Raw genomic sequence first — 26,771 nt, forward strand, 5'->3', positions numbered from 1 at the left:
GTGTTAACGACGCCCCAGCAGCAACCCGACCACCAGGCCGAAACCGGCGGAAATCGCTACGGTCTGCCATGGATGGCCACCAATGTAGGTTTCAGTGGCGTCGACCGCCGGCTTGGTCCGCTCACGAACGCTGGAGACTGAGTCCAGCGCCTGCTGCAGTTTCAGGGCTATTTGCCCACGAAGGGTTTCTGCTTCCTCGCCAACGAGTGAGGAGCTGCTTTTGAGCAGTTTGTCGGATTCTTCGATCAGTGCCTGAAGTTCACTGAATGCCTGATCCTTGATTTGGTCTGCGGTGGCTTGTACGGTGGTTTTGCGGGCCATTGAGTAACTCCTTGCGGGTAAGTGGGCAGTGAACAATGGAGTCTGCCGGGGTTGGAAAAGTTGCAGCAAATTTGCATCCCGACGCCAGGGTGAAGAAAAATCCTGGTCAGGAAATTTCGTCCTTCAGTGTAAGATGTCGCCTATTTAGGTAGTAGGAATTTTCCATGAGCTTCAATCTGGCCGACAAACCCCTTGCCGAGCGCGCTGCGCTTGAAGACGAAAAATCCCGTCTGTTCGACCTCTGGCAAAGCAACCTGGGCAAGTCCAAGGGCGAAGCCGCGCGGTTGTTCGGTGAGCGCGCCAAGCGCAAAGGCAAATGGGCCGAATGGGTTCGCGCCGAGCTCGATCTGATGTCGCCGCCCGAGTTCGCCAACATGGTGCGCAGCGAAGTCAATCGGCTGATGGCCGCCAAATAATTCTGTACGTGAACGGCCCCGTTTTTGGTAGCAGCTCCTACGCAAAGCTCGCGACAATCGCCTCGCGCACCTTCAACACCAGCGGGTCAAGCGGCGTGCCGGTGCGCCAGCCCAGTTCGATCGGGTAACGTGCCAGCGCCAGCGGGCAGGGCAGCAGCGCCAGGCCGCTGAGCGCCGCGATGCTTTGCGCGGCATGGGCCGGAATGGTCGCCACCGCCTGGCTGCCCTTGAGCAAATAGGGCAACGCCGCAAAGTGCGTGGTCGAGGCACACACCCGTCGACTCATCCCCAGCGCCGCCAGTCCTTCATCGGTAATCCCGATAAATCCGCCCGATGACACCAGAATGTGGTCCCGCGCGACGAACTCTTCCAGGCTGATGGTTTGCTGTCCTTGCGCCAGGCTGAGCGGGTCCACGAGGCACAGATAACCCCCTTCGCCCAGCACCTGGCGACTGAGCAAGCGCTCGGCAAAGCCGCCGGCGGTGATCGCCAGATCGATACTGCGGTCGAGCAAGGCATGGGCGACGATCTGGCTGTGGGTCTGGCGGAAAATCAGCCGCAGTTTCGGCGCGCGCTGGGCGATTTCTTCAATCAATCGCCGCCCGTAGGCAATCTCGAAATCGTCCGACAGGCCCACGGTGACCGAGCGTCCCTCGTAATGATTGGCCGCCGGATCGACCATCGCCAGGCTCTGTCGGCATTTGTTCAGCGCATCACTGACCACCGGTTTTAACTGATTGGCCCGCAGGCTTGGTGACAACCCCCGGCCGGTGCGCACGAACAACTGATCGCCATACAGCTCCCGCAGACGCCGCAACGCGGCGCTGACCGCCGATTGCGTGACGCCCAGGCGCAGGGCGGCGCGGCTGGCGCTCGACTCCTCGTGCAGGGCCTCGAAGACTTTGAGCAGGTTGAGGTCGACGGTGGCGATATTCATAGGCTTCATATCATTCAGCAGCGAGCGGGGCTTTATTCATGATCCGGCGACGGCCGAGAATGAGCAACACCTCATTGCCCACGGAGTTATCACGATGCCCAAGTCAATTGTTGCGGCCCTGCAAATCGGCGCCTTGCCCGGCGGCAAGGGCGAAACACTGGCGCAGATCCTTTCCTGGGAAAACCCAATCATGGCGTCCGGCGCCGCGCTGGTGGTGATGCCGGAAGCATTGTTGGGCGGCTACCCCAAAGGCGAGTCCTTCGGCACGCAACTGGGTTATCGCCTGCCCGAAGGGCGCGAGGCGTTCGCACGCTATTTTGCCAACGCCATCGACGTGCCCGGGTTGAGACCGAAGCCTTGGCTGGATTGTCGGCGCGTACCGGGGCCAATCTGGTGATTGGCGTGATCGAACGCGCGGGCAGCACCTTGCATTGCACCGCGCTGTACTTCGACCCGCAGGCCGGGCTGGTGGCCAGGCACCGCAAACTGATGCCGACCGGCACCGAACGGCTGATCTGGGGCAAGGGCGATGGTTCGACGCTGCCGGTGATCGACAGTCAGGTCGGCAAGCTTGCGGCGGTGGTGTGCTGGGAAAACATGATGCCGTTGCTGCGCACTGCGATGTACGCCAAGGGCGTGGAGGTCTGGTGCGCGCCGACGGTGGATGAGCGGGAGATGTGGCAGGTCAGCATGCGCCACATCGCCCATGAAGGCCGCTGCTTTGTGGTCAGTGCCTGCCAGGTGCAGGACTCGCCGCAAGCGTTGGGCGTGGACATCGCCAACTGGCCGGCGGATCGGCCGTTGATTGCCGGCGGCAGTGTGATCGTCGGGCCGATGGGCGACATTCTGGCCGGGCCGTTGCGGGGCGGTTCCGGATTGCTGACGGCCGAAATCGACACCGACGAGTTGATCCGCGCCCGATACGACTTCGACGTGGTCGGGCACTACGCGCGCCCGGATGTGTTCGAGTTAACCGTCGACGAGCGGGCCAAGCCCGGCGTACGCTTCAGCGCATAATCCCAGTAATCCGGCTCCTACGGGATGTCATTCGCGGTATTTTTTGAGTGTTTGCAACCACTCTTCGCGGCTGATTTCCCAGATATCCCTCTGGAATCGGCCGCTGACGAAGTTGTCTTCATCGCTGCGGATCAAGCGCATGCCAGCCCGTTCCGAGAGTTTGCGCGAGCCGATGTTCGGTGTAGCTTTCGGCACGCGCATCAGCGGCCGCCCAAGGCTCTGAAACCAGTACTCGGTGACTGCCGCACTGGCTTCGCTCATCAAGCCCCGGCCCTGCCATTGCGGAGCGAGCCAGAAGCCACGGTTGTTGTCCTGTTGGTCCATCAGGCTGACATTGCCGATCAATTGGTCCGGCGCCGACTTCAAGCGGATCGACCAGTGCCACTCTTCGCCCGGGCAATTGCCGGCAGGGCGATCTCGCGCAGGTAGGTAAGCGCACCGTCGGCGGGATACGGCCAGGGCACGAAGGCGTTGAGGTAGCGAACCACTTCCCAATGAGGGAACTGTTGCTGGATGGCATCGGCGTCCGCCAGTTCCAGCGGGCGCAGGATCAGGTGTTCGGTGTAAAGCGTCGGTGTGGCTTCCATGGGATTGCGGCTTCCTTGTGAGTCTGTATTCAACGATAACGCAGCCGATGAATTTACCAGGTCGCGGTATTCGGCCCTGGCAGGCTGAGCTTGCCAGTATCGACAAAGCGCATGGTGCCAAACAACCCGCCGGCCAGTTTGCCACGCAGCACATAGGGCAGGTTGTCGAGGTTTTGGGTCTGGCTCAGGCCCAGGGTCTGGCGCAGCACCGAGAAGGCCGAGACGCTCACCGGCACGGTCAGCACGGCTTCGGAAAATCGCGGGATCGTCCCCGACTGATCGCTGACGCCGGACGCCAATGGCCGACCGTTGACTTCCAGATCCAGTGCCACGCCGTTGTAGTCGATGGCGGTTTCATTTGGGTTTTGCAGGCGAATCTTCACCGCGAAACGTACCTCCAGATCCTGGCTTTGCAGTGGCTCAATGCCGACCACGTTGATGTTCAGCGGATCACGATTGGGGAACAGCGCGCAGGCGCTCAGTGAGAGCAACAGCAAGGAAAGGGACAGGGCAAGGAGTCTGCGCATGTAAAAGGCTCTCGACAGAAAAAGGGACCGAACCGCCATTGAACACTATCTGGCGGTTCAGCTGTGCGACCACATTAACTGTGAGGGGTTCGCCGCAGGCTGTCACTTGTTCATGATGGCGGGCGATTTCAGTTGCCCTTGACCGGCGTCGGCAAGGTCACCAGGTTCACGTAGCCATCCCAGAATTTCTTCTGGTCGATGGCAAACACTACCCGGGCTTTTTGCGTGCCCACCGGCGGGCTTTTTTTGTAGCCCAGCGCCCGGCCGTAATCGGCGCCGAATTGCGCGTCCACATCCACCCACAAATCCCGGGACTCGGTGACGATGCCCGGTTCGACCAGAAACAGCGCTGGCAGGCTGTCCCAGGTGAAACTGTGATACGCCGGGTCCTTGCTGAACAGTGGGCCAAATTCATGTTGGTAGAGGTCGGCAATCGGTCCCGGTTGCGCGATCACCCGTTTGTAGATCGAGCCATCGAAGGTGACCTTTTCGCAAACATCGTTGGGGAAGATCACATGTTCGATGGGCGAGCGAAGGACAATCTTCGCTGCCTCGGGATCGAACCACCAGTTGAATTCGGCGGCCGGCGTGGTGTTGCCTGGGATTTCGAGCGCGCCGCCCATGTACACGATGCGTTTGATCAACGGCACGATGTCTGGCGCGGAGCGGATCGCCAGCGCAATGTTGGTCAGCGGCCCGACCGCCAGCAGCGTCACTTCATGGGGATTGGCCCGCACGCTGTCGACGATGAACTGCGCGGCGGTTACTTTGCGCAGCTGGGTGTGCGTCGCCAGGCCATCCGGTGGCGCGACCAGCTGCGTGGCAGAGGTGGGGCGCGGTGCCTTGAACGCTCCCGGCCACCCGGCACCGAACAAGGCTTGCTCCTGCGGGTAGGTGGCGAAGTCATGCAACAGCGGGTAGGCCGCACCGGAGTACACCCCGATGTCCTTTTCCACGCCCATACGCTCGACCGCTTTGAGCGCGTCGACCTGTTCCTGATCGACCCAGGCGTTGCCGCTGACCAGGGTCATGCCGAGCAGATCGATGCGTTTTTGCGCGTGAAGCTGGGCGAGCATGATGAAGGCCTGGCCGTCATCGTTGAGGACGTTGAAGTCGGTGTCGAAGATGACTTTTTCCGCCGCTTGCACAGAGCCGACACACAGGCCGGCGGCGACAAGCAGGGCACAGCGTTTGATCAAGCGTTGCATGGAGACTCACCTGGATAATTGGAATGTTCAACTGCCGAAGGACTGTCCGCTACCACGTTCAATGTAGGCGCTGCCGAAGGCTGCGATCTTTTGATCTTGCTTTTTGATGTTCATTGATAATCAAAAGATCAAGATCAAAAGATCGCAGCCTTCGGCAGCTCCTACAGGAGCGCTGCGTAACCCTTTATATGGCCGCGGTGTGGGGTATCAGCGGTTAACCAGTTTCGCCGGGAGTGCTATCACCAGGAAGCTGCTGAGGATCAGGCAACCAGCGAAGAACCACAGCGCCCCGGCGCTGCTGCCGGTGACGTCAATCGCCACGCCCATCAGCGAGTTGCTGACCAGTCCGGCGATGTTCGCCAGCGAGCAGGCGAGGGCGAAACCGGTGGCCGCCGCCGTGCCTTTGAGGAAGGTCGCCGGCAGGCTGAAGAACACCGGCACCGCGCCAATGATCGCCGCCGAGGCGATGGCGAACAGCGCCACGGTCGCCACCACGTTGTGGACAAAGAACGGCGCACTGGCCATGGCCGCCGCACCGACCAGGAACGGCACGATGATGTGCCAGCGGCGCTCGCGGTGTTTGTCCGAACTGGCGCCGATCAGCAGCATGCCCAGCAGCGCGGCGATACTCGGCAACGCGGTGAGAATGCCAATGTGGAAGGTATCGACGATCCCGGCGTTACGGATGAAGGTCGGCATCCAGAACCCCATGGCGTAGGCGCTGAGCAGGATCGAGAAGTCGATTCCGCCGAGCATCCAGACTTTCAGATTGAAGAAGCCATCGCGAAAGCTGTGTTTGCTGTCGCCGGCACTGGCCTCGTCGGCGCGCAATTCCTGCTCCAGCAGGGCTTTCTCTTCGTTATTGAGCCACTTGGCTTGTTGGTAGCTGTTGGGTAGCGCCCAGAAGGTCAATACGCCGAGCAACACACTCGGCACCGCTTCGATCAGGAACAACCATTGCCAGCCGTGCAGGCCACCAAAATTGTCGAAATGACTCATCACCCAACCGGACAACGGCCCGCCAATCACGCTGGACAGCGGCAAGCCGATCATGAACAACGCAATGATGCGGCCGCGTCGATAGGTCGGGAACCAGGTGGTCAGGTAATACAGCACGCCCGGCAGGAAGCCCGCTTCGGCGGCACCGAGCAAGAACCGCAGGATGTAGAACTGGGTGGTCGAAGTCACGAGCATGGTGCACGCCGAGAGCAGGCCCCAGGTGATCATGATCCGGGCGATCCAGATCTTCGCACCGACCTTTTCCAGTACCAGGTTGCTCGGCACTTCGAACAGGATGTAGCCGACAAAGAACAGCCCGGCACCGAGGCCGAATGCGGTTTCGCTGAAGTGCAATTGGTCGAGCATCTGCAGTTTGGCGAAGCCGATGTTGATCCGGTCGAGGTACGCGGCCAGGTAGCAGAAGCACAGGAACGGAATCAGCTTCCAGGTGATCTTGTGGTAAAGCGCTTGAATCGGGTCGGCGACCGTGGTCGCGGGTGCTGCGTTCGCAATGGGCATTGGATGTCTCCTGGCGGTGACTTATGGTTTTTATACAGCCGCTTTTTCCAGCGCTCTGGCGCGCTGCAAAAGCGACGTCCAAAGGCAGTGTCAGAAGACTGAGACCGAACCTGTAGGAGCACAGCTTGCTCGCGATGGCGTCCTTGAAATCGCTATCGCGGGCAAGCCTTGCTCCTACCGGGTTCGCGCGTAGGAGCACAGCTTGCTCGCGAGGACGTCCTTGAAATCGCTATCGCGGGTAAACCTTGCTCCTACCGGGTTCGCGCGTAGGAGCACAGCTTGCTCGCGATGGCGTTCTTGAAATCGCTATCGCGGGCAAGCCTTGCTCCTACCGGGTTCGCGCGTAGCAGCACAGCTTGCTCGCGATGGCGTCCTTGAAATCGCTATCGCGGGTAAACCTTGCTCCTACCGGGTTCGCGCGTAGGAGCACAGCTTGCTCGCGATGACGTCCTTGAAATCGCTATCGCGGGTAAACCTTGCTCCTACCGGGTTAGCGCGTAGGAGCACAGCTTGCTCGCGATGACGTCCTTGAAATCGCTATCGCGGGCAAGCCTTGCTCCTACAGGGTTTGCGTCTCAGTTTTTTACCAAGACCAACGCTCTAAATGGCGCGGTTCTTGTGGCACGCATTACATTTTTTCGAAGTGGGCGATGGCCTCCTGTTTGCTGACGACATCGCCGTACTTGCTGTCGATGTCGAACAGGTTGGCTTCGTGGGGCGCCGGATGGCGGTCGCCGACGCATTCGCGCACGACGATGGTGCGAAAGCCGTGTTGCACCGCGTCCACCGCCGTTGCCCGAATGCAGCCGCTGGTGGAGCAACCGGCCAGCACCACGGTGTCGATCCCCTGGGCGTGCAGCATCGAGGCCAGGCTGCTGCCGAAAAAGGCACTGGCGTATTGTTTGCTGATCACCACTTCATTCGCCTGGGGCAGCACTTCTTCGCAAAACGCCGCCAAGGGGTTGCCCTCGATCATGTCTTTCATCACCGGGGCTTTTTCACCCAGACACCGCCGTCGGCGAAATGGCCGGGATGGTAGCGGATATTGGTGTGCACCACCGCAATGCCCTGACGCCGGGCGCTGGCCAGCAGTTCAACGCTTTGAGCCACCGCACCGACCACGCCGGGGGCGAACAGCGGCGCACCTTCGGTGGTGTAGCCGCGCATGAAATCGATCATCAGCAACGCGGCCTTCTGGCCGAAACCGATGCGCTGGCCCCACACGCCTTGATAGTTGTCGTTGGCGGTTTGTTCGCTCATGTCGCTCACCTCTTAATAGGCGCCGGAAAGCAGGGCGCCGGCACCGGGAACGATCGGTTCCAGGTCCAGGGCCTTGAGCATGGCGTAGGTGGTGGCAATGGCGGCGGTGAGCACCGGTTTGCCGGTTTGCGCTTCGACTTGCGCCACCACCGGCAGTGACTGCATCTGCACGCAGGCCGAGAGCACGATCACATCGACCCCTTCCAGATTCATGCCAGCGACGATGCCGGGCAGGTTCGCCGGGTCGTGTCGGGCGACGGCGAGGTTGTCGGGAATCTCCAGCGCTCGCCAGTCCACCACTTCGAAGCCTTCTTCGCGAATGTAATCGACCACCAGCTCAGTCAGCGGCTTCATGTACGGCGCGACGATGGCGATGCGTTTGGCACCCATGACTTTCAGGCCTTCGATCAAGGCGCCGGCACTGGTGATGACCGGGGCGTTGGCGTCGTTATCCGCCGTGGCCTTGCGCAGCCGCTGCTCGGATTTACGGTGATAACCCAGCCCCATGGCCATGATCGCGACCAGGCAGGCATAACCCAAGACATCGACCTTGGCGTCCGACAGTTCCACGGCGCAACGGTCGGACTCGCCGTCCATCGCCGCCAGCTCTTCCTTGCGTACCTGCTTCATGCGCATGCGGCTGGAGTGAAAGGTGAAACGTTCAGGGCGGATCAACTGGCGCGCGTTAAGCATCGCCGGGATCTCGGTTTCCATGGTGGTGTTGGAACTCGGCACAATCTGGCCGATGCGGTAAGGCTTGAGCATAAAAGTCTCCCGTTGCGTTTAGTTCAGGCGTGGGCCGAGGAAGTCACCGAAGGCGGCGAAAAAGCCTTCGAGGTCATCCCAGGGAATCATGTGCCCGGCGTTTTCGACGTGGACGCTGCGAATGTTTGGTTGCAGGTCGAGGATTTGCGCTTCGTCCTCGGGCTGAATCACACCGCCGCGTCCGGCGATCATCAGCAGCGCCGGGGCCTGGAGTTTCGGCAAGTCCTGATGGAAATCCACGTCGTGGAAATCGTTGAAGGCCCGAACGATGGCCGGCTCGTAACAGGTGTGCAGCCATTCGGCCCGCAGTTGCAGTTGCTCATCGGTCCAGGTGGCGCAGAAGGCGCGCATCGCCTCGGCATCCATCCCGATCAACGACTGGCGGATCGAATCGACGTACCACGGCAGTTTGCTCGGGTATTCGCGGCGGCCGGGACCGGAGACGGGCGGGTCGATCAATACCAGGCGATTGACCCCGGCCGGATGCTTCACGGCACTGCGCACCGCAAACCGCGCGCCCATGGAGTGGCCGACCATGTGATAGTTGGCCAGTTTCATCGCTTGGGCGAACGCGCCAATGTCGTCGGCGCAGGCGTCCGCGCTGTAGTCCAGCTCCGGGCCGGTGGAGGAGAGCCCGCGACCGCGAACGTCGAGCACGTAGGTATCGAAATGCTCGCCGAGGCGTTCCGCGACAAACCCCCAGGTAATCGCCGGGCTGGTAATGCCGGGAATCAACACCAGCGCCGGGCCTTTACCGCCGTAGCGCAGGTAATGCTGGCGAATACCGTTGGCCTGGACGTTGCCGCCATGGACGAAAGTGCTCACGCGGCCACCCCCGATTTCAGCGGTTGGGCGTACAGGTCATAGCCGTAGACCCAGGCCGGATCTTCCTGAGTGCGCAGCCAGGTGTTGGCGTTCGACACCGACTGCACGCGGGAGGCGCGTTCCTTGCGGTTGGCTTCATAGAGTTCGAACGCGGTGCGGTAGTCGCCGAGGCCGGTTTCCTGCAGGCAGCGAGTGAGCATCGCCGCGTCTTCGATGGCCATGCCGGCGCCCTGGGCCATGTGCGGTTTCATCGGGTGGCAGGCGTCGCCCAGCAATACCAGGCGACCACGGCTCCACAGCGGCAATGGGTTACGGTTGCGCAACGGCCATTTGGTCACGCTTTCGGTGGATTCGATCAGCGCCTGGACCGTCGGGTGATAACCCTGGAACGCCTCGAACATTTCTTCGCGGCTGCTATCAACGAACGCGCCCTGGAAATCCCACTCCGGGTGCGGCACGCCGGTCACGTAGTAGTACTCGTCGCGCTTGCCGGTGGTGTAGTAGACCATCATGTGTCGGTCCTCGGTCCACCACTTGATGCAGTCCTCGAACTTCAAGTCGTACTTGGCCAATTGATCGCCACGGATCAGCGCCCGGTGCGCGACCCAGCCGCTGTACAACGGTTTTTCCGGGCCGAGCAACTCTTCACGAATCTTCGAATTGATCCCGTCGGCGCCGATGACGATGTCGGCGTAGGTGACTTCGCCGTCGCTGAAGGTCAGGCGCACCTGGCTGTCGGTTTCCTCGAGGGTTTCCAGGCGTTTGTTGAAGTGCACGGTGCCGGGCTTGATCGTCGACATCTGCAAGGCGTGAAGGTCGCCGCGGTGCACGGTGACGTAGGACGCGCCGTACTCCTTGCGGGCGAAATCGCCCAGCGGGATGCGTGACAGGTAGTCGCCGCTCAAGCCATCGCGGCTGAACCAGTGATCCGGGTGCGAGCCCATCAGGTCGAGCTGCTGCTCGATGCCCATGCGCCGGAAAATTTTCATGATGTTGGGGCCCATGTGGATCCCGGCGCCGAGACGGGAGAACTCCGGGGCCTGTTCGTAGATGTCCACTTGAAACCCGGCTTGTTGCAGCAACGTCGCAGCGGCTGCACCGCCAAGACCTGCACCGACGATGGCGATTTTTTGTGTTTGGGCCATGGGGCTTGTTCCTCTTCTTCGAATGGTCGCTGGCTGGGTCGCCGCAAGGTTTTAAAGTGTATACACTGTATTTTTGAAAAAGAAAGAGCCGCCCGAGAAATTTAATTTTTAGCGATTTTTCTCAGTGGTCACCGAATGTAACCAATGTTTATTGAGTTTGTGTGGGTTGGTAACGTTATGGTCTGGCTCTTGCAGTCCGCTGGCATTTCAGGTCTTATCGTTAACAAATGGCGTATACGCTATATAAATGCACCAGGGTGAGGCGGGGCGCCTCGACTTGGTGCGCAGCAGACGACTGAGGAGACAGAAAATGCCGGTAAGCGATTGCGAGCTGACCCAGATGTTCGAACACGTGTTGAAGCTGTCGAAGGTCGACCCGACCCAGAGCGTCGCCGTGCTCAAGAGCCACTATTCCGACCCGCGTACCGTGCGCGCCGCGATGGACGCCGCCCAGCGCCTGGGGGCCAAGGTGTACGCGGTGGAGTTGCCGTCGTTTAACCATCCGACGGCCATGGGCAACGACATGACCGCCTATTGCGGTGACACCGCGCTGACCGGCAATCACGCGGCGCAACGGGCGCTGGAAGCCGCGGACTTGATCGTCGACACGATGATGCTGCTGCATTCGCCGGAGCAGGAGCAGATCCTCAAGACCGGCACGCGGATTCTGTTGGCCGTCGAGCCGCCGGAAGTGCTGGCGCGGATGCTGCCGACCGAGTCGGACAAGGTGCGGGTGATGGCGGCGCAGACGCTGCTTGAACAGGCGCGCTCGATCCACGTCACGTCCCGCGCCGGCAGCGATTTTCGCGCCGCGCTGGGGCAATACCCGGCGGTCACCGAGTACGGCTTCGCCGATGAGCCGGGGCGCTGGGACCACTGGCCCAGCGGTTTTCTGTTCTCCTGGCCCAACGAAGAAACCGCCGAAGGCGTGCTGGTGCTGGATGTCGGCGACATCCTGTTGCCGTTCAAGACCTACACCCGGGAGAAGATCACCCTGGAAATCGACAAGGGCTTCATTACCTCGATCCACGGCGGTTTCGAAGCCGAATACTTGCGCGACTACATGAAGTACTTCAACGATCCCGAGGTGTATGGCATCTCCCACATCGGCTGGGGCTTGCAGCCAAAAGCCCAGTGGACCGCCATGGGCCTGCACGACAAGAACGACGGCATGTGCATGGATGCGCGGGCGTTCTACGGCAACTTCCTGTTCTCCACCGGGCCGAACACCGAAGTCGGCGGCAAGCGCAAAACCCCGTGCCACCTGGACATCCCGCTGCGCAATTGCGATGTGTACCTGGATGACCAGGCGGTGGTGATTGGCGGGGATGTGGTGGCGCCGCAGGCTTCCCGGGTTCGCTAAGCGTGCAGGATTACCCTGTAGGAGCTGCCGAAGGCTGCGATCTTTTGATCTTGATCTTAAAAGCAAAATCAAAAGATCGCAGCCTTCGGCAGCTCCTACAGGGGTTGTGAACACCGTTGCAAATGGTTCATCCCTTGAGTCCACCCGCCGACCTGTCCATCATGCCTCCCCACCACTCATCGTCTTTCGAGTCTGCCGTGCCTGAAACTCCTGATTCTTCTTACGTTTTCTCCGAACAAGTCGGGCATTTGCTGCGCAAGGCCTATCAGCGGCACATGGCGATTTTCCAGCAGAACGTCGGCGACTCCCAGCTCACGGCGGTGCAGTTTGTCACCCTGTGCGCCGTGCGTGATCATGGTCCCAGCTCCCTGACGGAACTGGTCAAGGCCACCGCCGTGGACCAGGCGACCATTCGCGGTATCGTCGAACGGCTCAAGGCCCGGAACTGATCACCCTTGAACCCGACCCGCAAGACCGGCGCAAAGTTATTGTCGGCCTGTCCGAGGCTGGCGACCGCCTGGTCCGGCAAACCGTGCCCTGCGCCGGGAAAATCACCGAGCTGACGATGAGCAATCTCAACCCGGCAGAACGGGTTGCCGTGCTGTTTTTGCTGCGCAAAATGATCGACGACCCGCAAGACTCATAAGCGGTAACGCGCTCTGTAGCAACTGCCGAGGTACGAGGCTGCGTTCGGCTCGTGTAGCAGCTGCCGAAGGCTGCGTTCGGCTGCGAAGCAGTCGTGAAATCAGCCAATGCGGTGTTTCAGGAAGACCGTGTGCTCAGGTTTGACGACTGCTGCGCAGCCGAACGCAGCCTTCGGCAGCTGCTACACGAGCGGAACGCAGCCTCGTACCTCGGCAGCTGCTACATGAGCCTCGCGGGCTCGACAGCTGCTACACACCGCGTGCTGGCATCGTTCTTGCTCTTGTTTCATGTAGTAGTCACTTCACCAGTTGAGTGTGTCGCGATGCCACAACCCCATTTGGCCCGCGACGTTTTTTTCGACCTTTTGGTGTAGTGCCTGCTTCATCAACTGATGTGGGCGAAGTGAATGAGCAGCCAGGAAATCACCGTAGCGCTTGAGGTCAACGGCCTCACGAGCACCGTTACCGCCATGGCGGACACGCCGTTATTGCTGATCTTGCGCAATGACCTGCAACTCAACGGCCCCAAGTACGGCTGCGGCCTGGGCGAGTGCGGGGCGTGCACGGTGATCATTGATGGCGTGGCGGCGCGTTCTTGCGTGTTTCCGCTGGCCGGCGCCGGCGACCGGCAGATTGTCACCCTCGAAGGGCTCGGCTCTCGCGCCGAGCCGCACCTGGTGCAACAAGCCTTTATCGACGAGCAAGCGGCGCAATGCGGCTATTGCCTCAACGGCATGATCATGACCGCCAAGGCCTTGCTCGACCGCATTCCGCACCCCAGCGAAACCCAGATCCGCAACGAACTCTCGGCCAACCTCTGCCGATGCGGCACCCATATCGAAATCCTCCGTGCGGTGCTGCGTGCCGCCCGTCAAATGCCTTGAACGTGGATCGATGACCATGACTGACGCCATTCCAACCCGCGACCAATTGCTGGCCAAGACCGGCGTGCTGCTGATCGTCGATGACATCCTGCCGCCGTCCGGTCCGGTGGCCAAGGGCGGTACACCGCTGATAAAACCCAAGGAGTTGGGCCTGTTCATCGCCATCAGCGATGACGGGCGCGTGTATGCGTTCAACGGTCACGTCGATCTCGGCACCGGCATTCGCACCTCGCTGGCGCAGATCGTCGCCGAAGAACTCGACCTGCAACTGGAGCAGGTGTGCATGGTGCTCGGTGACACCGAGCGCGCGCCGAATCAGGGCGCGACGATTGCCAGTGCGACCTTGCAGATTTCCGCGATCCCGCTGCGCAATGCTGCCGCCGAAGCCCGGCGCTTTGTGCTGGACTCGGCGGCGCAGCGCTGGGCAGTCGAGGCGGGCAGCCTGAAAATCGAAGCCGGGGTGATTCGCGCCAAGGATGGTCGAACGGCGACCTACGCTGAGTTGGTCAGCGGCGAACACGTTGAACTGCGCATTTCCGGCACCGCACCGCTCAAGCCTGTCGAGGACTATCGACTGGTGGGCAAGGGCGCCGCACGGGTTGATATTCCCGCCAAAGCCACTGGCGAGCTGACTTACGTCCACGACATGCGCGTGCCGGACATGCTCCACGGCCGGGTGATTCGCCCACCCTACGCCGGGCTCGATTGCGGTGACTTTGTCGGCAATAGTCTGCTGGAAGTCGATGAATCCTCCATCGCGCACATCGCCGGGATCGTCGCCGTGGTGGTGATCCGCGATTTCGTCGGGGTCGTGGCGTTGCGCGAAGAGCAGGCGATCAAGGCCGCCCAGGCATTGAAAATAACCTGGAAAGCCTGGAATCAAGGCTTGCCGGATTTGAACGATGTCGAGCAAGCGATCCGCGACAACCCGCGAGTGCAACGGGTGGTCCTCGATCAAGGCAATGTCGACGAAGCGCTGGCCAACGCCACTCAGCGCATGCCGCGTACCTATATGTGGCCGTATCAAATGCACGGTTCGATCGGCCCGTCCTGCGGCGTGGCGGACTATCAACCGTCAGGCAGTCGCGTGTGGTCCGGTAGCCAGAATCCGCATTTGCTGCGGGCCGACCTGGCGTGGTTGCTGGAGTGTGAAGAAGAATCCATCGAGATCATTCGCATGGAAGCGTCCGGCTGTTACGGGCGCAACTGTGCCGACGATGTTTGCGCCGATGCCTTGCTGTTGTCACGCGCCGTGGGCAAACCGGTGCGGGTGCAATTGACCCGCGAGCAAGAGCACTTGTGGGAGCCCAAAGGCACTGCGCAATTGATGGACGTCGACGGCGGCCTGAACGCCGATGGCAGCGTCGCCGCCTATGATTTTCAGACCAGCTACCCGTCCAACGGCGCGCCGACCCTGGCCTTGCTGCTGACCGGGCGGGTCGAGCCGGTGGCGGCGATGTTCGAGATGGGCGACCGCACGTCGATCCCGCCGTATGACTTCGAAAACATGCGCGTGACCATCAACGACATGGCGCCGATTGTCCGCGCTTCGTGGATGCGCGGGGTTTCCGCGCTGCCGAACACCTTCGCCCACGAGTCGTACATCGATGAATTGGCCTCCGCTGCCGGCGTCGATCCTGTGGAGTACCGGTTGCGTTATCTGCACGACGAACGCGCCATCGATCTGGTGAAATCCACCGCCGAACGTGCGGCCTGGACGCCACGCACTGCGCCGATGCAAACCCCGAATGAGGATCAGTTGCTGCGCGGTCGCGGCTTTGCCTATGCGCGCTACATCCACAGCAAGTTTCCCGGGTTCGGCGCAGCGTGGGCGGCGTGGGTAGCGGACGTGGCCATTGACCGCCAGACCGGCGATGTCTCGGTTACGCGGGTGGTGATCGGCCATGACTCGGGGATGATGATCAACCCGGCGGGGGTGCAGCATCAGATTCACGGCAACGTGATCCAGTCCACCAGCCGGGTGCTCAAGGAGCGGGTAACCTTCGAAGAATCCACCGTGGCGAGCAAGGAGTGGGGCGGTTATCCGATCCTGACCTTTCCCGAGGTGCCGCAGATCGACGTGTTGATGATGCCGCGTCAGGACCAGCCGCCGATGGGCGCCGGTGAGTCGGCTTCGGTGCCAAGCGCGGCGGCGATTGCCAATGCGATCTATGACGCCACCGGGATTCGTTTTCGCGAACTGCCGATCACCCCGGAGCGGGTGCTGGCCGCGTTGAACGCCGGCACTTGCGACGAACCGCCGAAGTCTCCAACTAAACGATCAAAGTGGCTGTTCGGTTCGCTGTTTGCCGCATTCGGCGCGGTGCTCGGCATGGCGGCGACGGCCTGGCCGTTTCATAGTGAAATCGCGCCGATTGCGCCACCAAGTGCCGGCACCTGGTCGACGGCGACCCTGGAGCGCGGACGGTTGCTGGCGGCGGTCGGTGATTGCGCGGTGTGCCACACCGCGCCCGGCGGCGTGACCAATGCTGGCGGGTTGGCGATGCAGACCCCGTTCGGCACGCTGTACAGCAGCAACATCACCCCGGATGTGAAAACCGGGATCGGCCGTTGGTCGTACCCGGCGTTCGAGCGGGCGATGCGCGACGGCATCGGCCGTGACGGGCGCAACTTGTATCCGGCGTTTCCCTACACGGCGTTTCGCAACATCAATGACGCGGACATGCAGGCGTTGTACGCGTACCTGATGTCGCAAACGCCGGTCAGCCAACCGGCGCAAGCCAACGACATGCGCTTTCCGTTCAACCTGCGGCCGCTGATGGCGGGGTGGAATACGTTGTTTCTGCGCAAGGGTGAAATCAGCGTGCAGCCGCAGCGCAGCGAGCAATGGAATCGCGGCGCCTACCTGGTCAACGGTTTGGGTCACTGCGCGGCCTGCCATTCGCCGCGCAACCTGATGGGCGCGGAGAAGGGCGGTGTGTCGTTCCTCGGCGGCGGGATGGTCGATGGCTGGGAGGCGCCGGCGTTGAGCGGGTTGTCGAAAGCACCGACGCCGTGGACCGAGGATCAGCTATTCGGTTATTTGAGCACCGGTTATTCCGCCGAACACGGCGTGGCGACCGGGCCGATGGGGCCGGTGGTCTCGGAACTGGCGAAGTTACCGACGGCGGATATTCGGGCGATGGCGGTGTACCTGGCGTCACTCAATGGTGCGCAGGCTGAGGCTCAAGTGGTGGAGAAGGTCACGCGGCCGGTGACCAGCCTGTCGCTGAGCAACGGCCAGCGGGTGTTCGAAGGCTCGTGCAAGGCCTGTCATGCTGATGGCCTGGGGCCGAAACTGTTTGGCGTGAGTCCGTCGCTGGCGACCAACACCAACGTGCACAGTGATCAGCCGGATAATTTGATCAAGGTCATCCTGCAAGGTATCGACACCCCGGCGACCAAGGACCTGGGGTACATGCCGGCGTTCAAGGACAGTTTGTCCAATACCCAGGTGGCGGAATTGGCGGCGTATTTGCGCAGTCGGTTTGCCGGTGAAGCGGCGGGTTGGGAAGGGTTGGAGCACAGAGTGGCGCATTTGCGGGCCAATCCGGGGAGCCATTAAAAGCATCGCGAGCAAGCTTTGCTCCTACAGGCGCTACGCACATCCTGCAGGAGCAAGGCTTGCCCGCGATGAGGCCAGTACATTCACCCTTGATCCTGCCCGGGCAACCTCATCACCCCCGCACCACCAGATCCTGAATAAACCCCAACCAATCCTGCTGCTGCCCCTTGTCCGCCAAATCCTCGCCGAGGAACGAGCTGAGCGTATGCCGGTTGGAGTTATAGAAATAACAAAGTGAGGCAATCATCAAATACACGTGCTTGATGTCCAGCACCTCACGAAACAGCCCCTGCGCCTGACCTGCCTCAATGATCGGCCTTAACACTCCGACCGCTTCCCCGGACAACCGACGCAGTTCGCTGGACTGCTGCGCGTGCTTGCCATTGTGCAGGTTTTCATTGCTGAGAATCGCGACAAATTCCGGGTGCTTGACGTAGTAATGCCAGACGAACGCCACCAGCTCCTGCAACGCCACCAGCGGTTGGCTCAGGTCGAGCTTGAGTCGGCTTTCGGCCTTGTTGAACTGCTCGTAGGTGTGTTCCAGCACGCAGATAAACAACTGCTCCTTACTGCCGAAGTAGTAATAGAGCATGCGGTCGTTGGACTCGGCTTCCCGGGAAATACTCTCGACCCGGCCCCCGGAATAACCGTCGCGGGTGAACACTTTCACCGCCGCTTCGAGTATCCGTGTGCGGGTCTGTCGGGCCTGGGCGGCCCGGATGCCGGTCTTCTTGTTCAACGTGCAGTCAACCTTGTGCCAAGCGGAGTCGCTGGGAATGTAGCACGCTGCGTTCAGCGCTTCAGGCTTGGCGCTGTTTCGGTGGCCGGCGGGTTTTCCATGACTTGCAGGATCGACGCTTCCGGGTCGAAATCGTCTTCCTCAAGTTCCATGAACTCTTCGGGCAAGAACACGTTGAGAAAGATCGCGCACAGTGCACCGACGGTGATCGGCGATTCGAAGATGTTGTGCAGGGCCTGCGGCAATTCGCGCAGCACCTGCGGCACAGCGGCGATCCCCAGGCCCATTCCCAGGGAAATCGAGACGATCAGCATGTTGCGACGATGCAGGCCGGCTTCGGCGAGGATCTTGATCCCGGCCACGGCCACCGTGCCGAACATCACCAGTTCCGCACCACCGAGCACCGGTTTGGGCATCAGTTGCAGCACCGCGCCGATCATCGGGAACAAGCCCAGCAGCACCAGCAGCCCGGCAATGAAAAACGCGACATAACGGCTGGCCACGCCGGTGAGCTGGATCACGCCGTTGTTCTGGGCGAAGGTCACCATTGGCATGCTGTTGAACACCGCGGCCATGGCCGAGTTGAGACCGTCGGCGAGCAGGCCGGACTTGATCCGGCGAATGTAGATCGGGCCTTTGACCGGTTCCCGGAAATCATCGAGTTGGCCGTCAGGTCTCCGGCGGCTTCCAGCGGTGACACCAGGAAAATCACTGCCACCGGCACAAACGCGACCCAATCGAAGTTGAAACCGTACTTGAACGGCACTGGTACGCTCACCAGCGGCACGGTGGGCAGGCTGGCGAAATCGACATCGCCCATCAGCCAGGCGACGACGTAGCCGAGAGTCAGGCCGATCACAATCGCACCGAGGCGCAGGAACGGCACATCGACCCGGTTCAACACCACGATGGTCCCCAGCACCAGCGCCGCCAGGGCCAGATGATGGCTGGCGCCGAGGTCCGCCACGCCGAAACCGCCGGCGATGTCGGTCATGGCGACCTTGATCAGCGACAGGCCCATCAGCGTGATGATGGTGCCGGTGACCACCGGGGTGATCAGCATCCGCAGTTTGCCGATGAACTGGCTCAACACGACTTCGATGAAGGCGGCGAAAAAGCACACGCCGAAGATCGTCGAAAGGATTTCATCGGTGCCGCCACCCCGGGCCTTGACCATGAAACCGGCGCTGAGGATTACGCTGATAAACGAAAAACTGGTGCCTTGCAGGCACAGCAAACCGGAACCCACCGGACCGAACCGCCGCGCCTGGACGAAGGTGCCCAGCCCGGAGACGAACAGCGCCATGCTGATCAGGTACGGGATTTCGCTTTGCAGGCCCAGCGCGCCGCCCATGATCAGGGTCGGGGTGATGATCCCGACGAAACTTGCGAGCACGTGTTGCAGGGCGGCGAAAACCGTGGCGGTTAGGTGCGGGCGGTCGTTGAGGCCGTAGATGAGGTCGGAGCGGGGCTGGGGTTTTGCGTGTTCAGATGAGGTCACGAGGAAAGCGCCAGGGGCCAGGTCAGAAAATGGAGGCGCAGGATGCCAGAAAGATTGCATGAGCGGCAAAGATCGCAGCCTTCGGCAGCTCCTACATTTGAACCGCGATCCCATGTAGGAGCTGCCGAAGGCTGCGATCATTTGATCTTGCATTAAATGGTTCCAAACGCCGCCAACACATCCTCCTCAAACGCCTTCTGCGCGTCCCCCGGCACCTGCGCCCGATGCCGAGCCAGGTGAAACCCGACATCGAAACTCATTTCCCCAACCCTCACGGCCCGAAGCAAGCCCTTGTCTTCCCAGCTTCGGGCAAAGTGACTCGGCAAGTAACCGACGTGTTTGCCAGAAAGAATAAAGGCGAGGGTGCCTTCAACCTGCTCCGAGCGTGCCGAACACAACTTGCCTTGGAATGGCTCGTCACTGCGTAGAAAGCGATAAGGGTGGTCCACCCGGTCGCAGGCCTGAAATGCTTCATTATCCGGCACCTCATTGCTGAACAACGGATGACCCGGCGCGCAGTACAAATGCTGTGTCTCGCTGAACAACTCACGGTAGTCAAACGCGCTTTGCACCTGTGAGAAATAGCCGATCGCCAGGTCCAGCCGCTGTTGCAGCATTAAACGCTCCATTTCGCCGGGCATGGCACTGATCAGCTCGATCCGCACCGACTCATCCCGCTCGCGAAACCGCCGGATCGCATCCGCGACTCGTTGCAGCACCGATTGATCGAGGGCTTCGGACAGCCCCACCCGTACCTCGCCAATCAAACGCCCGGCGACACCGTTGGACTGATGACGGAAGGCTTCGATGGACTCAAACAATCCACGGGTCGCAATCAGCAGTTGCTCACCTTTGGGCGTGATTTTGAAGCCGCCCTTGCCGCGACTGCACAGTCGATAGCCGAGCCGGGTTTCGAGCCTGGCCATTTGCTGGCTGATGCTTGACTGGCTCAAGCCCAGTTCACCCTGGGCCGCACTGAAGCCGCCGCATTCGACCACGCTGACAAACAGGCGCAGCAGTTGCAGGTCCAGATCGTGGAGTTGACCGAACATCAAACATTACTCCGGGATAATGTCAGGTTAACAAACTTGATATTTCACCAATGTATCCGACGGCGCACGCTGTAACCACTTCAACAGGTCAGGTGTTTATCATGGCTCCTCTCTTCAAGCTGTGTTGCCCCGCGTTGTTACTCGCTGTCGCTGTGTCGGCCCAGGCCGAGGATAAGATTCTCAACCTCTACAGTTGGCAGGATTACTTTGCTCCCGAGGCCATCAAGCAGTTCGAGCAGGAAACCGGCATCCAGGTGCGTTACGACACCTTCGACAGCTCCGAAGTCCTGGAAACCAAGCTGCTGACCGGTGGCAGCGGCTATGACGTGGTGGTGCCTTCTTCCAGCGTCATGGCGCGCGGGATTGCCGCCAATGCGTTGAAGTCGATTCCCCTCGACAGTTTAAAGGGCCACGCCAACCTCGATCCGGACTTGCTGAAAAAGGCTGCCGCCACCGACCCTGGCAACCGCTTTGGCGTGCCGTATACCTGGGGCACTTTGGGTCTGGGGCTGAATGTCGAGGCGGTAAAGAAGCGTTTGCCGAATGTGCCGCTCAACAGCCTGGACCTGCTGTTCAAGCCTGAATACGCCAGCAAGCTGAAAGATTGCGGCATCGCGATCATCGATTCGCCGCAGGAAGTGATCGGCCTGGCACTGCACTACCTCGGCAAAGATCCCTACAGCACCGACAAGGCTGATCTGTCAGCCGCCGAGGCGTTGCTGCATCAGTTACAGCCGAATGTGCTGTACGTCGCCACCGGTCGGCAGATCAGTGATCTGGCCAACGGCAGCATTTGCCTGGCGTTGGCCTACAACGGTGACGCCAGCATGGCCGCCGACCAGGCGCAAAAGGCCAACAAGCCGTACGAGGTGACTTACCGCATTCCCAAGGACGGCACGCTGGTCTGGCAGGACAATCTGGCGATCCCCAAAGACGCGCCACACCCTGAAGCGGCGCAGGCGTTTGTCGAGTTCATGTTGCGCCCCGAATCCGTCGCCGGGGTCACCAATACGCTGTTTTTTGCCAACGCCAACCAAGCCGCAACACCCCTTGTGGATGAGGCGGTGCGCACCAACCCGGATATTTATCCTCCCGCCAATGTGCGCGACCGCTTGTACGCCGACCAAAGCATGAACCTCAAGGACATGCGCCAGCGCACCCGCATGTGGACCACTTTCCGTAGCCGTCAATAATAAGGAATTCACCATGGATGTCCCTGTGCAAAACGACCAGGCCATGACCCGCGACAGTCTTTACGGGACTGACGCCGAAAGCACCTACGCCGGTATCACCAGTTTCATGCGCCGGCGCTACAGCCGCGACTTGCGCGGGGTCGACGTCGCGGTCAGCGGCGTGCCGTTCGACACCGCCACCAGCAACCGCCCCGGCGCGCGTTTCGGACCGCGGGGCATTCGTGCCGCGTCCACCGGGATTGCCTGGGAGCGCCACTGGCCATGGACGTTCGACCCGTTCGATCACTTGGCGGTGATTGATTACGGCGATTGCGACTTCGACTACGGCATGCCGCAATCGGTGCCGGAAAGCATCGAAGCCCACGCCGAACACATTTTGAACGCTGGCAGCGCGATGCTCACGTTTGGTGGTGACCACTTCATCACCTACCCGCTGCTCAAGGCCCATGCCCGCAAGCATGGTGCGTTGTCGTTGATCCACTTCGACGCCCACAGCGACACCTGGCCGGACGAGGAGGGCAAACGCGTCGATCACGGCACGATGTTCTGGCACGCGGCCAAGGAAGGTCTGGTGGATCCGTCGCGCTCGGTGCAGATCGGTTTGCGCACCACCAACGACGATCACATGGGCTTTCAAGTACTGGACGCACGGCAAGTGCATCGCCAGGGGTGCGAGGCGATTGTCGAGGCGATTCGGGCGCGGGTCGGCGATAACCCGGTATACCTGACGTTCGACATCGACTGCCTCGATCCGGCATTCGCGCCGGGCACCGGAACTCCGGTGTGCGGCGGCTTGAGCACGGTGCAGGCGCTGGAGATCCTCGGCGGTCTGCGCGGGATCAATCTGGTGGGCATGGACGTGGTGGAAGTGGCCCCGGCCTACGACAGCGCGGACATAACCTCACTGGCAGCGGCAACCTTGGCGATGGAAATGCTCTGCCTGTATGCCGCCAGGCACAAAGTCGACCGTTAAAAACAGCGCCTGAAAATGTGGGAGCGAGCTTGCTCGCGATGAGGCCATAACATCCAACATGGTTGTTGAATGTGAGGCCGCTATCGCGAGCAAGCTCGCTCCCACAATTGATTTGTGTCGGTCAAAACATTGTGTTTCGACTCAAACCCTGTAGGCGCGAGGCTTGCCCGCGAAGCTTTTTCAGGCCACCGCAACCCTCGGCAGCTCCAGCGTCTCAACCCCGGTATAGCGCGCCACCGCCCCGGCAATCATCCCATGGGGCACCCCCGGCTCCACGCTACTGATCCCATCAAGCCGCGCCAACTGCTCGTGCCCCAACCGGTGCCGAAGTGGCTGGCGCCCGAGACCCGCAGGCCGGTTTTGCGGCCGAAACCGGCATTTTCATCCGTCGCAATCGGATCGACCCTCGGGCAAATCGCTACTGCCAGTTTCTGACAACAGCCTTTGCTAAGCTGCGAGCACTTTTCCGCATTGAGCGTGCCGACCGTGTCGCGAACCACTCGTTTACTCACTTTGCTGCAAGTGCTGCGGGGTAAAAGTCGCCCGGCGACCGCTGCGACTTTGGCCGGGGAACTGGAGATTTCCGAGCGCACGCTGTATCGCGACATCGCCGAACTCACGGCCCTAGGCGCGCCGATCTATGGCGAGGCAGGGATTGGCTACGTATTGCGCAGTGGTCTGTTTTTGCCGCCATTGATGCTCAATGCCGACGAAACCGAAGCCATCGTGCTGGGTTTGCGCTATGTCGATCAGCGCGGCGATGAGGTGTTGAGCAAAGCGGCGGCGGATGCACTGGCCAAGATTGCCGCGGTGTTGGCACCTGAGGCGCTGGAGGCGTTGCACAACCCGACGGTCATGCCCGGCCCTCCGGGTTTTGGCTTTGCGCAAAACATTGTGCCGTTGAATGTGTTTCGCCAGGCGATCCGCCATCAGGCCAAGCTGCACATTGATTACGCGGACGCCAACCAGGTGCCGACGCAGCGCTTGATCTGGCCCTTGGCGCTGGGATTTCTCAACGAGGTGCGGATCATCGTCGCCTGGTGCGAGTTGCGCAGCGCCTATCGGACCTTTCGCACTGACCGGATATCGGCGGCGAGCGAGCAGGGCGAATGCTATCCCGGTCGGCGCAGCGACCTGCTGCGCACCTGGCGCAAGCAGATGGAACTGGACGAAGCCGGGCGATTCACTCCTGACAAGAACTGACACAACGGTGCTTTAGCATGGCTCCAGAATCAAACAACAAGGAGCTGCAACATGTCTAACCCAGCCACTTCACTGGCCCCGGCCATCGCTGCTTACATCGCCGCTGCCAATGCGCGCGACAGCACAAGGGTCGCCAGTTTTTTCGCTGAGGATGCCAACGTCTTCGATGAAGGCGAGCATCAGGTCGGCACCCAGGCCATCGCCCAATGGATGCAAGACACCGCCCAGCGTTATCAGCCGCGGGTCGAGGTGCTCGACGTTCAACTGCGCACCGGCAAGGTGCTGGTGCACAACCTGATATCCGGAACGTTTCCCGGTAGCCCGCTGGAACTGCGCTACACCTTTCGCCTTGACGAACAGGGCAAGATTGCCCGGCTGGACATCTCCCTCTGACACCACTCAGTACCAGTGGGAGCGAGCCTGCTCGCGAAGGCGGATTAACATTCAACATCTTTGTTGTCTGACACACCGCTTTCGCGAGCAGGCTCGCTCCCACAGGGGATTGCGGTGTTTCAAATAGTTGGGTGGCTGGCATACTGCTCAGCTTCAAACCTGAAGCGCGGCCCTTATGACTTCCGATTCCCCCTTGAGCGCCTGGCAACACGCCATCGAACAAAAGGGCTTCGTCCAGGACGAAGCCCAGGAACATGCCGTATGGGCGCTGCAAAAGTGCTACGAAGCGCTGCATGAAGGGCGCACGCCGATTACCGGCGTTTACCTCTGGGGCCCGGTCGGTCGGGGCAAGACCTGGTTGATGGATCAGTTCTACAACAGCCTGCAGGTGCCGGCCCGGCGTCAGCATTTCCACCACTTTATGGGCTGGGTGCATCAGCGTTCGTTTCAACTGACCGGCACGGCCGATCCGTTGAAAGCCCTGGCCCGGGAATTGGCCGGGAAGTCCGGGTGTTGTGTTTCGATGAGCTGTTCGTCAACGACATCGGCGACGCGATCATTCTCGGTCGTTTGTTCCAGGTGATGTTCGACGAGGGCGTGGTGGTGGTCTGTACCTCCAACCAGCCACCGGATCAGCTGTATGCCGACGGCTTCAATCGCGACCGTTTTGTCCCGGCCATCGAGGCGATCAAAAAGCACATGCAGGTGATCGCGGTGGATGGCGGCGAAGATCATCGCCTGCATCCGGGGACGGCGTTGCAGCGATATTGGGTGACTGCGCCGGGGCTGGCCAGTGGGCTGGCCGCGGCGTTCAAGGCCTTGACCATTGGCCAGTCGGTGTCCAGCGACCCGGTCGAGGTTGGCTACCGCACGGTCAACGTGGTGCAGGCCAGCGCGACGGTGCTCTGGTGCCGCTACGCGGATCTATGCGAGCAACCATTTGCTGCCATGGACTTCATGGCCCTGTGTGACACCTTCAGCGCTATTCTGATGAGTGACGTGCCCAACCTCAGCGCGCAGAAGCGCGAAGGGCGCATCGCCCAGGGCACTGAGGATGGCGTGGAACGGGTGGTGGCCGGTGATCGTGATTTGCCGCAGTTGTCGGTGCACGACGACGGTGTACGGCGTTTCATCGCGCTGGTGGACGAGTGCTATGACCGCAAGGTGCCGCTGTACCTTGAAGCCCACGTGCCGATGGACGCGCTGTACACCGAAGGTTATCTGGAGTTCCCGTTCCGCCGCACCCTCAGCCGACTACAGGAAATGCAGCTGCAACGTTTTGCCGACGCTTGAGCACTACTAGTGTCCGGTCTCGCAAATGCTGTTCCTTTTTGACGGCGTCTGTTGCCGTCATGCTGCGTTGCAGCTCCTCGCCATAGCGGGCTATGACTCGTCGCGGCGCCTTGCCTGACGACAACAGCCACTCGTCAAAAGAGCAACGTATTTGTGAGACTGGACACTAGAAGGAGCGACGATGAATCAGCCTTTGTCCCACCATTTGCTGACCATGGCCTACCAGAATGCCTGGGCCAACCATCGACTGGCCAAGGCCTGGGGTCAGTTGAGCGCGGTGGAACTGGCGGCGCCGCGCGTCAGTTTCTTCCCGAGTATCGTCGCGACCCTCAATCACATCCTGACCTGCGACTGGTTCTATGTAGACGCCCTTGAGCGCGAGCGGCGCGGTGATGAGCCGCATCACGATTGCTACGTGTTTTTCAAAGACGATCAGCCGTTCACGGCGGCTGCCGATCTCAAGCGTGAGCAAGCCCATGTGGATAATCGGCTGATCGCCTATTGCGAGCAATTGCGTGATGCCGACCTCGGGCGACTGGTGACCATCGCTCGTGACACGCCGCAACACGACAGCCGTTTGCGCATGCTGTCGCATTTGTTCGAACACCAGATCCATCATCGCGGACAGGTTCACGTGATGCTCAGCGCGACCGCCGTCAAACCACCGCAGCTGGATGAATTTTTCTGTGTCGGGGAGGCGGGGTTGCGGGTCGAGGATTTTGCCGAGTTGGGCTGGACTGAGGAGTTGATCTGGGGGCATTAAGATCAAAAGATCGCAGCCTTCGGCAGCTCCTACGCGCCTGTGAGCGCTGCCGAAGGCTGCGATCTTTTGATCTTGACCCCCAACCCTTGCTAATGTCTCCCGTCCTTCCAGTGCGCGCAACGCGCACTGAGGCAAACTGTTGTGTGATCGAGGGTGGAAATGGAATCCGCAGAAATACTTGTACTTCAAGCCAGCTACACCAACCCCATACACGCCGAGGCCATTTGCCTGGTGCTGAACGACTATGCCGAAGACCCTATGGGTGGCGGCAAACCATTGTCCGCCGATGTCCTGCGACAACTGCCGGCGGAACTGGCCAAGCGTCCTTATGCGTTCAGTGTGTTGGCATTCGTCGGCGGCGAACCGGCGGGGCTGGTGAATTGCTTTGAAGGCTTTTCAACCTTTGCCTGCCGGCCGTTGGTCAACGTCCATGATGTGTCGGTGGTGTCGAAGTTTCGCGGCTTGGGCCTGAGCCAGAAGATGCTGCAAAAGGTCGAAGAGATCGCCCGTCAGCGCGGTTGCTGCAAGATCACCCTCGAAGTCCTGGAGGGCAATGACGTGGCCCAGGCGTCCTACGCCAAGTTCGGTTTTGCTGCCGGCATGTTCGACCCGGCCCATGGCCGCATGTTGTTCTGGATCAAGGCGCTGTAAATCCCAGGCAAAAAAAGGGCGTCCATCA

At 60.9% G+C, this 26,771-nt stretch carries 20 protein-coding genes and 6 pseudogenes; 13 read left to right on the top strand and 13 right to left on the bottom strand.

Annotated elements, in window-relative coordinates; all coding sequences use genetic code 11:
- Positions 1-3: 3 nt before the first annotated feature.
- Positions 4-321 (bottom strand): DUF883 family protein, encoded by a 318-nt coding sequence (locus JFV26_RS31915; protein ID WP_201197519.1) that lies wholly within the window; start codon positions 319-321, stop codon positions 4-6.
- A 164-nt stretch (positions 322-485) separates the two neighbouring features.
- Between JFV26_RS31915 and JFV26_RS31920 the strand changes: the two genes are divergently transcribed.
- Positions 486-737: a hypothetical protein gene (locus JFV26_RS31920; protein ID WP_201197520.1), complete on the top strand. Its 252-nt coding sequence runs from the start codon at positions 486-488 to the stop codon at positions 735-737.
- 37 nt (positions 738-774) lie between these two features.
- On the opposite strand, the gene JFV26_RS31925 is transcribed toward JFV26_RS31920, so the two are convergent.
- Positions 775-1,683 (bottom strand): LysR family transcriptional regulator, encoded by a 909-nt coding sequence (locus JFV26_RS31925; RefSeq protein ID WP_201197521.1) that lies wholly within the window; start codon positions 1,681-1,683, stop codon positions 775-777.
- 85 nt (positions 1,684-1,768) lie between these two features.
- Here JFV26_RS31925 and JFV26_RS31930 point away from each other — a divergent pair.
- Positions 1,769-2,691 (top strand): annotated as a pseudogene (locus tag JFV26_RS31930) (carbon-nitrogen hydrolase family protein).
- A 27-nt stretch (positions 2,692-2,718) separates the two neighbouring features.
- Here the strand turns inward: JFV26_RS31930 and JFV26_RS31935 are convergent.
- The 8 genes and pseudogenes from JFV26_RS31935 to JFV26_RS31970 form a co-directional block, all read right to left on the bottom strand.
- A pseudogene (locus tag JFV26_RS31935) lies at positions 2,719-3,278 on the bottom strand (GNAT family N-acetyltransferase).
- Positions 3,279-3,331: 53 nt separating this feature from the next.
- Complete coding sequence (locus tag JFV26_RS31940; RefSeq protein WP_201197522.1) at positions 3,332-3,805, bottom strand: LEA type 2 family protein; 474 nt, start codon at positions 3,803-3,805, stop codon at positions 3,332-3,334.
- A gap of 128 nt (positions 3,806-3,933) precedes the next feature.
- Entirely contained in the window at positions 3,934-5,013 is a 1,080-nt protein-coding gene (locus JFV26_RS31945) for a nucleoside hydrolase (protein WP_201197523.1), read from the bottom strand.
- Positions 5,014-5,220: 207 nt separating this feature from the next.
- Positions 5,221-6,531, bottom strand: a complete 1,311-nt coding sequence (locus tag JFV26_RS31950; RefSeq protein ID WP_201197524.1) for an MFS transporter — start codon at positions 6,529-6,531, stop codon at positions 5,221-5,223.
- 628 nt (positions 6,532-7,159) lie between these two features.
- Positions 7,160-7,791 (bottom strand): annotated as a pseudogene (locus JFV26_RS31955) (N-carbamoylsarcosine amidohydrolase).
- Between the two features lie 12 nt (positions 7,792-7,803).
- Complete coding sequence (locus JFV26_RS31960; RefSeq protein WP_201197525.1) at positions 7,804-8,556, bottom strand: maleate cis-trans isomerase family protein; 753 nt, start codon at positions 8,554-8,556, stop codon at positions 7,804-7,806.
- 18 nt (positions 8,557-8,574) lie between these two features.
- Complete coding sequence (locus JFV26_RS31965) at positions 8,575-9,381, bottom strand: alpha/beta fold hydrolase (protein ID WP_201197526.1); 807 nt, start codon at positions 9,379-9,381, stop codon at positions 8,575-8,577.
- Positions 9,378-10,526 carry an FAD-dependent monooxygenase gene (locus JFV26_RS31970; RefSeq protein ID WP_201197527.1) on the bottom strand — a complete coding sequence of 383 codons (1,149 nt, stop codon included), beginning with the start codon at positions 10,524-10,526 and terminating at the stop codon, positions 9,378-9,380. The genes JFV26_RS31965 and JFV26_RS31970 overlap by 4 nt, the downstream gene beginning before the upstream one ends.
- Before the next feature lie 310 nt (positions 10,527-10,836).
- On the opposite strand from JFV26_RS31970, the gene JFV26_RS31975 reads away from it, so the two are divergent.
- The 4 genes and pseudogenes from JFV26_RS31975 (at position 10,837) to JFV26_RS31990 (ending at position 16,982) form a co-directional block, all read left to right on the top strand.
- Positions 10,837-11,889, top strand: coding sequence for a 2,5-dihydroxypyridine 5,6-dioxygenase (locus JFV26_RS31975; protein WP_201197528.1), 1,053 nt, complete (start codon positions 10,837-10,839; stop codon positions 11,887-11,889).
- A gap of 161 nt (positions 11,890-12,050) precedes the next feature.
- Positions 12,051-12,535 (top strand): annotated as a pseudogene (locus JFV26_RS31980) (MarR family winged helix-turn-helix transcriptional regulator).
- A gap of 405 nt (positions 12,536-12,940) precedes the next feature.
- Positions 12,941-13,417, top strand: coding sequence for a (2Fe-2S)-binding protein (locus JFV26_RS31985; protein ID WP_201197529.1), 477 nt, complete (start codon positions 12,941-12,943; stop codon positions 13,415-13,417).
- Positions 13,418-13,433: 16 nt separating this feature from the next.
- Positions 13,434-16,982 carry a molybdopterin cofactor-binding domain-containing protein gene (locus JFV26_RS31990; RefSeq protein ID WP_201197530.1) on the top strand — a complete coding sequence of 1,183 codons (3,549 nt, stop codon included), beginning with the start codon at positions 13,434-13,436 and terminating at the stop codon, positions 16,980-16,982.
- 112 nt (positions 16,983-17,094) lie between these two features.
- Here the strand turns inward: JFV26_RS31990 and JFV26_RS31995 are convergent, their stop codons facing one another.
- From JFV26_RS31995 to JFV26_RS32005, 3 genes and pseudogenes are all read right to left on the bottom strand, one after another.
- On the bottom strand, positions 17,095-17,721 hold the full coding sequence (locus JFV26_RS31995) for a TetR/AcrR family transcriptional regulator (protein WP_201197531.1): 627 nt from the start codon (positions 17,719-17,721) through the stop codon (positions 17,095-17,097).
- 53 nt (positions 17,722-17,774) lie between these two features.
- Positions 17,775-19,222: pseudogene (locus JFV26_RS32000) on the bottom strand (nucleobase:cation symporter-2 family protein).
- 152 nt (positions 19,223-19,374) lie between these two features.
- Complete coding sequence (locus JFV26_RS32005; RefSeq protein WP_201197532.1) at positions 19,375-20,274, bottom strand: LysR family transcriptional regulator; 900 nt, start codon at positions 20,272-20,274, stop codon at positions 19,375-19,377.
- A gap of 101 nt (positions 20,275-20,375) precedes the next feature.
- Here JFV26_RS32005 and JFV26_RS32010 point away from each other — a divergent pair, with 101 nt between their 5' ends.
- The 7 genes and pseudogenes from JFV26_RS32010 to JFV26_RS32040 all read left to right on the top strand — a co-directional run bounded on the left by JFV26_RS32010 (position 20,376) and on the right by JFV26_RS32040 (position 26,743).
- Complete coding sequence (locus JFV26_RS32010) at positions 20,376-21,467, top strand: polyamine ABC transporter substrate-binding protein (protein WP_201197533.1); 1,092 nt, start codon at positions 20,376-20,378, stop codon at positions 21,465-21,467.
- Between the two features lie 13 nt (positions 21,468-21,480).
- The gene (speB, locus tag JFV26_RS32015) at positions 21,481-22,440 is read left to right on the top strand and encodes an agmatinase (RefSeq protein ID WP_201197534.1); all 960 of its coding nucleotides are present in this window, start codon (positions 21,481-21,483) and stop codon (positions 22,438-22,440) included.
- 486 nt (positions 22,441-22,926) lie between these two features.
- On the top strand, positions 22,927-23,643 hold the full coding sequence (locus tag JFV26_RS32020) for an HTH domain-containing protein (protein WP_201197535.1): 717 nt from the start codon (positions 22,927-22,929) through the stop codon (positions 23,641-23,643).
- A 51-nt stretch (positions 23,644-23,694) separates the two neighbouring features.
- On the top strand, positions 23,695-24,036 hold the full coding sequence (locus tag JFV26_RS32025; RefSeq protein ID WP_201197536.1) for a nuclear transport factor 2 family protein: 342 nt from the start codon (positions 23,695-23,697) through the stop codon (positions 24,034-24,036).
- Positions 24,037-24,211: 175 nt separating this feature from the next.
- Positions 24,212-25,329 (top strand): annotated as a pseudogene (gene zapE, locus JFV26_RS32030) (cell division protein ZapE).
- Between the two features lie 181 nt (positions 25,330-25,510).
- Positions 25,511-26,092 (top strand): DinB family protein, encoded by a 582-nt coding sequence (locus JFV26_RS32035; protein WP_201197537.1) that lies wholly within the window; start codon positions 25,511-25,513, stop codon positions 26,090-26,092.
- A 159-nt stretch (positions 26,093-26,251) separates the two neighbouring features.
- On the top strand, positions 26,252-26,743 hold the full coding sequence (locus tag JFV26_RS32040) for a GNAT family N-acetyltransferase (RefSeq protein WP_201197538.1): 492 nt from the start codon (positions 26,252-26,254) through the stop codon (positions 26,741-26,743).
- The last annotated feature ends 28 nt before the right edge of the window (positions 26,744-26,771 follow it).

This window comes from Pseudomonas sp. TH31, assembly GCF_016650815.1.
GTDB lineage: Bacteria > Pseudomonadota > Gammaproteobacteria > Pseudomonadales > Pseudomonadaceae > Aquipseudomonas.

Bases quoted from the DNA above. Each gene is read 5' to 3' on its own strand.
- JFV26_RS32010 (WP_201197533.1), top strand. From the start codon at position 20,376: ATGGCTCCTCTCTTCAAGCTGTGTTGCCCCGCGTTGTTACTCGCTGTC.
- JFV26_RS31945 (WP_201197523.1), bottom strand. From the start codon at position 5,013: ATGCAACGCTTGATCAAACGCTGTGCCCTGCTTGTCGCCGCCGGCCTG.
- JFV26_RS32025 (WP_201197536.1), top strand. From the start codon at position 23,695: ATGTCTAACCCAGCCACTTCACTGGCCCCGGCCATCGCTGCTTACATC.
- JFV26_RS31960 (WP_201197525.1), bottom strand. From the start codon at position 8,556: ATGCTCAAGCCTTACCGCATCGGCCAGATTGTGCCGAGTTCCAACACC.
- JFV26_RS31970 (WP_201197527.1), bottom strand. From the start codon at position 10,526: ATGGCCCAAACACAAAAAATCGCCATCGTCGGTGCAGGTCTTGGCGGT.
- speB (WP_201197534.1), top strand. From the start codon at position 21,481: ATGGATGTCCCTGTGCAAAACGACCAGGCCATGACCCGCGACAGTCTT.
- JFV26_RS32040 (WP_201197538.1), top strand. From the start codon at position 26,252: ATGGAATCCGCAGAAATACTTGTACTTCAAGCCAGCTACACCAACCCC.
- JFV26_RS31915 (WP_201197519.1), bottom strand. From the start codon at position 321: ATGGCCCGCAAAACCACCGTACAAGCCACCGCAGACCAAATCAAGGAT.
- JFV26_RS31985 (WP_201197529.1), top strand. From the start codon at position 12,941: ATGAGCAGCCAGGAAATCACCGTAGCGCTTGAGGTCAACGGCCTCACG.
- JFV26_RS31925 (WP_201197521.1), bottom strand. From the start codon at position 1,683: ATGAAGCCTATGAATATCGCCACCGTCGACCTCAACCTGCTCAAAGTC.
- JFV26_RS32035 (WP_201197537.1), top strand. From the start codon at position 25,511: ATGAATCAGCCTTTGTCCCACCATTTGCTGACCATGGCCTACCAGAAT.
- JFV26_RS32005 (WP_201197532.1), bottom strand. From the start codon at position 20,274: ATGTTCGGTCAACTCCACGATCTGGACCTGCAACTGCTGCGCCTGTTT.
- JFV26_RS31940 (WP_201197522.1), bottom strand. From the start codon at position 3,805: ATGCGCAGACTCCTTGCCCTGTCCCTTTCCTTGCTGTTGCTCTCACTG.
- JFV26_RS31990 (WP_201197530.1), top strand. From the start codon at position 13,434: ATGACTGACGCCATTCCAACCCGCGACCAATTGCTGGCCAAGACCGGC.
- JFV26_RS31920 (WP_201197520.1), top strand. From the start codon at position 486: ATGAGCTTCAATCTGGCCGACAAACCCCTTGCCGAGCGCGCTGCGCTT.
- JFV26_RS31950 (WP_201197524.1), bottom strand. From the start codon at position 6,531: ATGCCCATTGCGAACGCAGCACCCGCGACCACGGTCGCCGACCCGATT.
- JFV26_RS31975 (WP_201197528.1), top strand. From the start codon at position 10,837: ATGCCGGTAAGCGATTGCGAGCTGACCCAGATGTTCGAACACGTGTTG.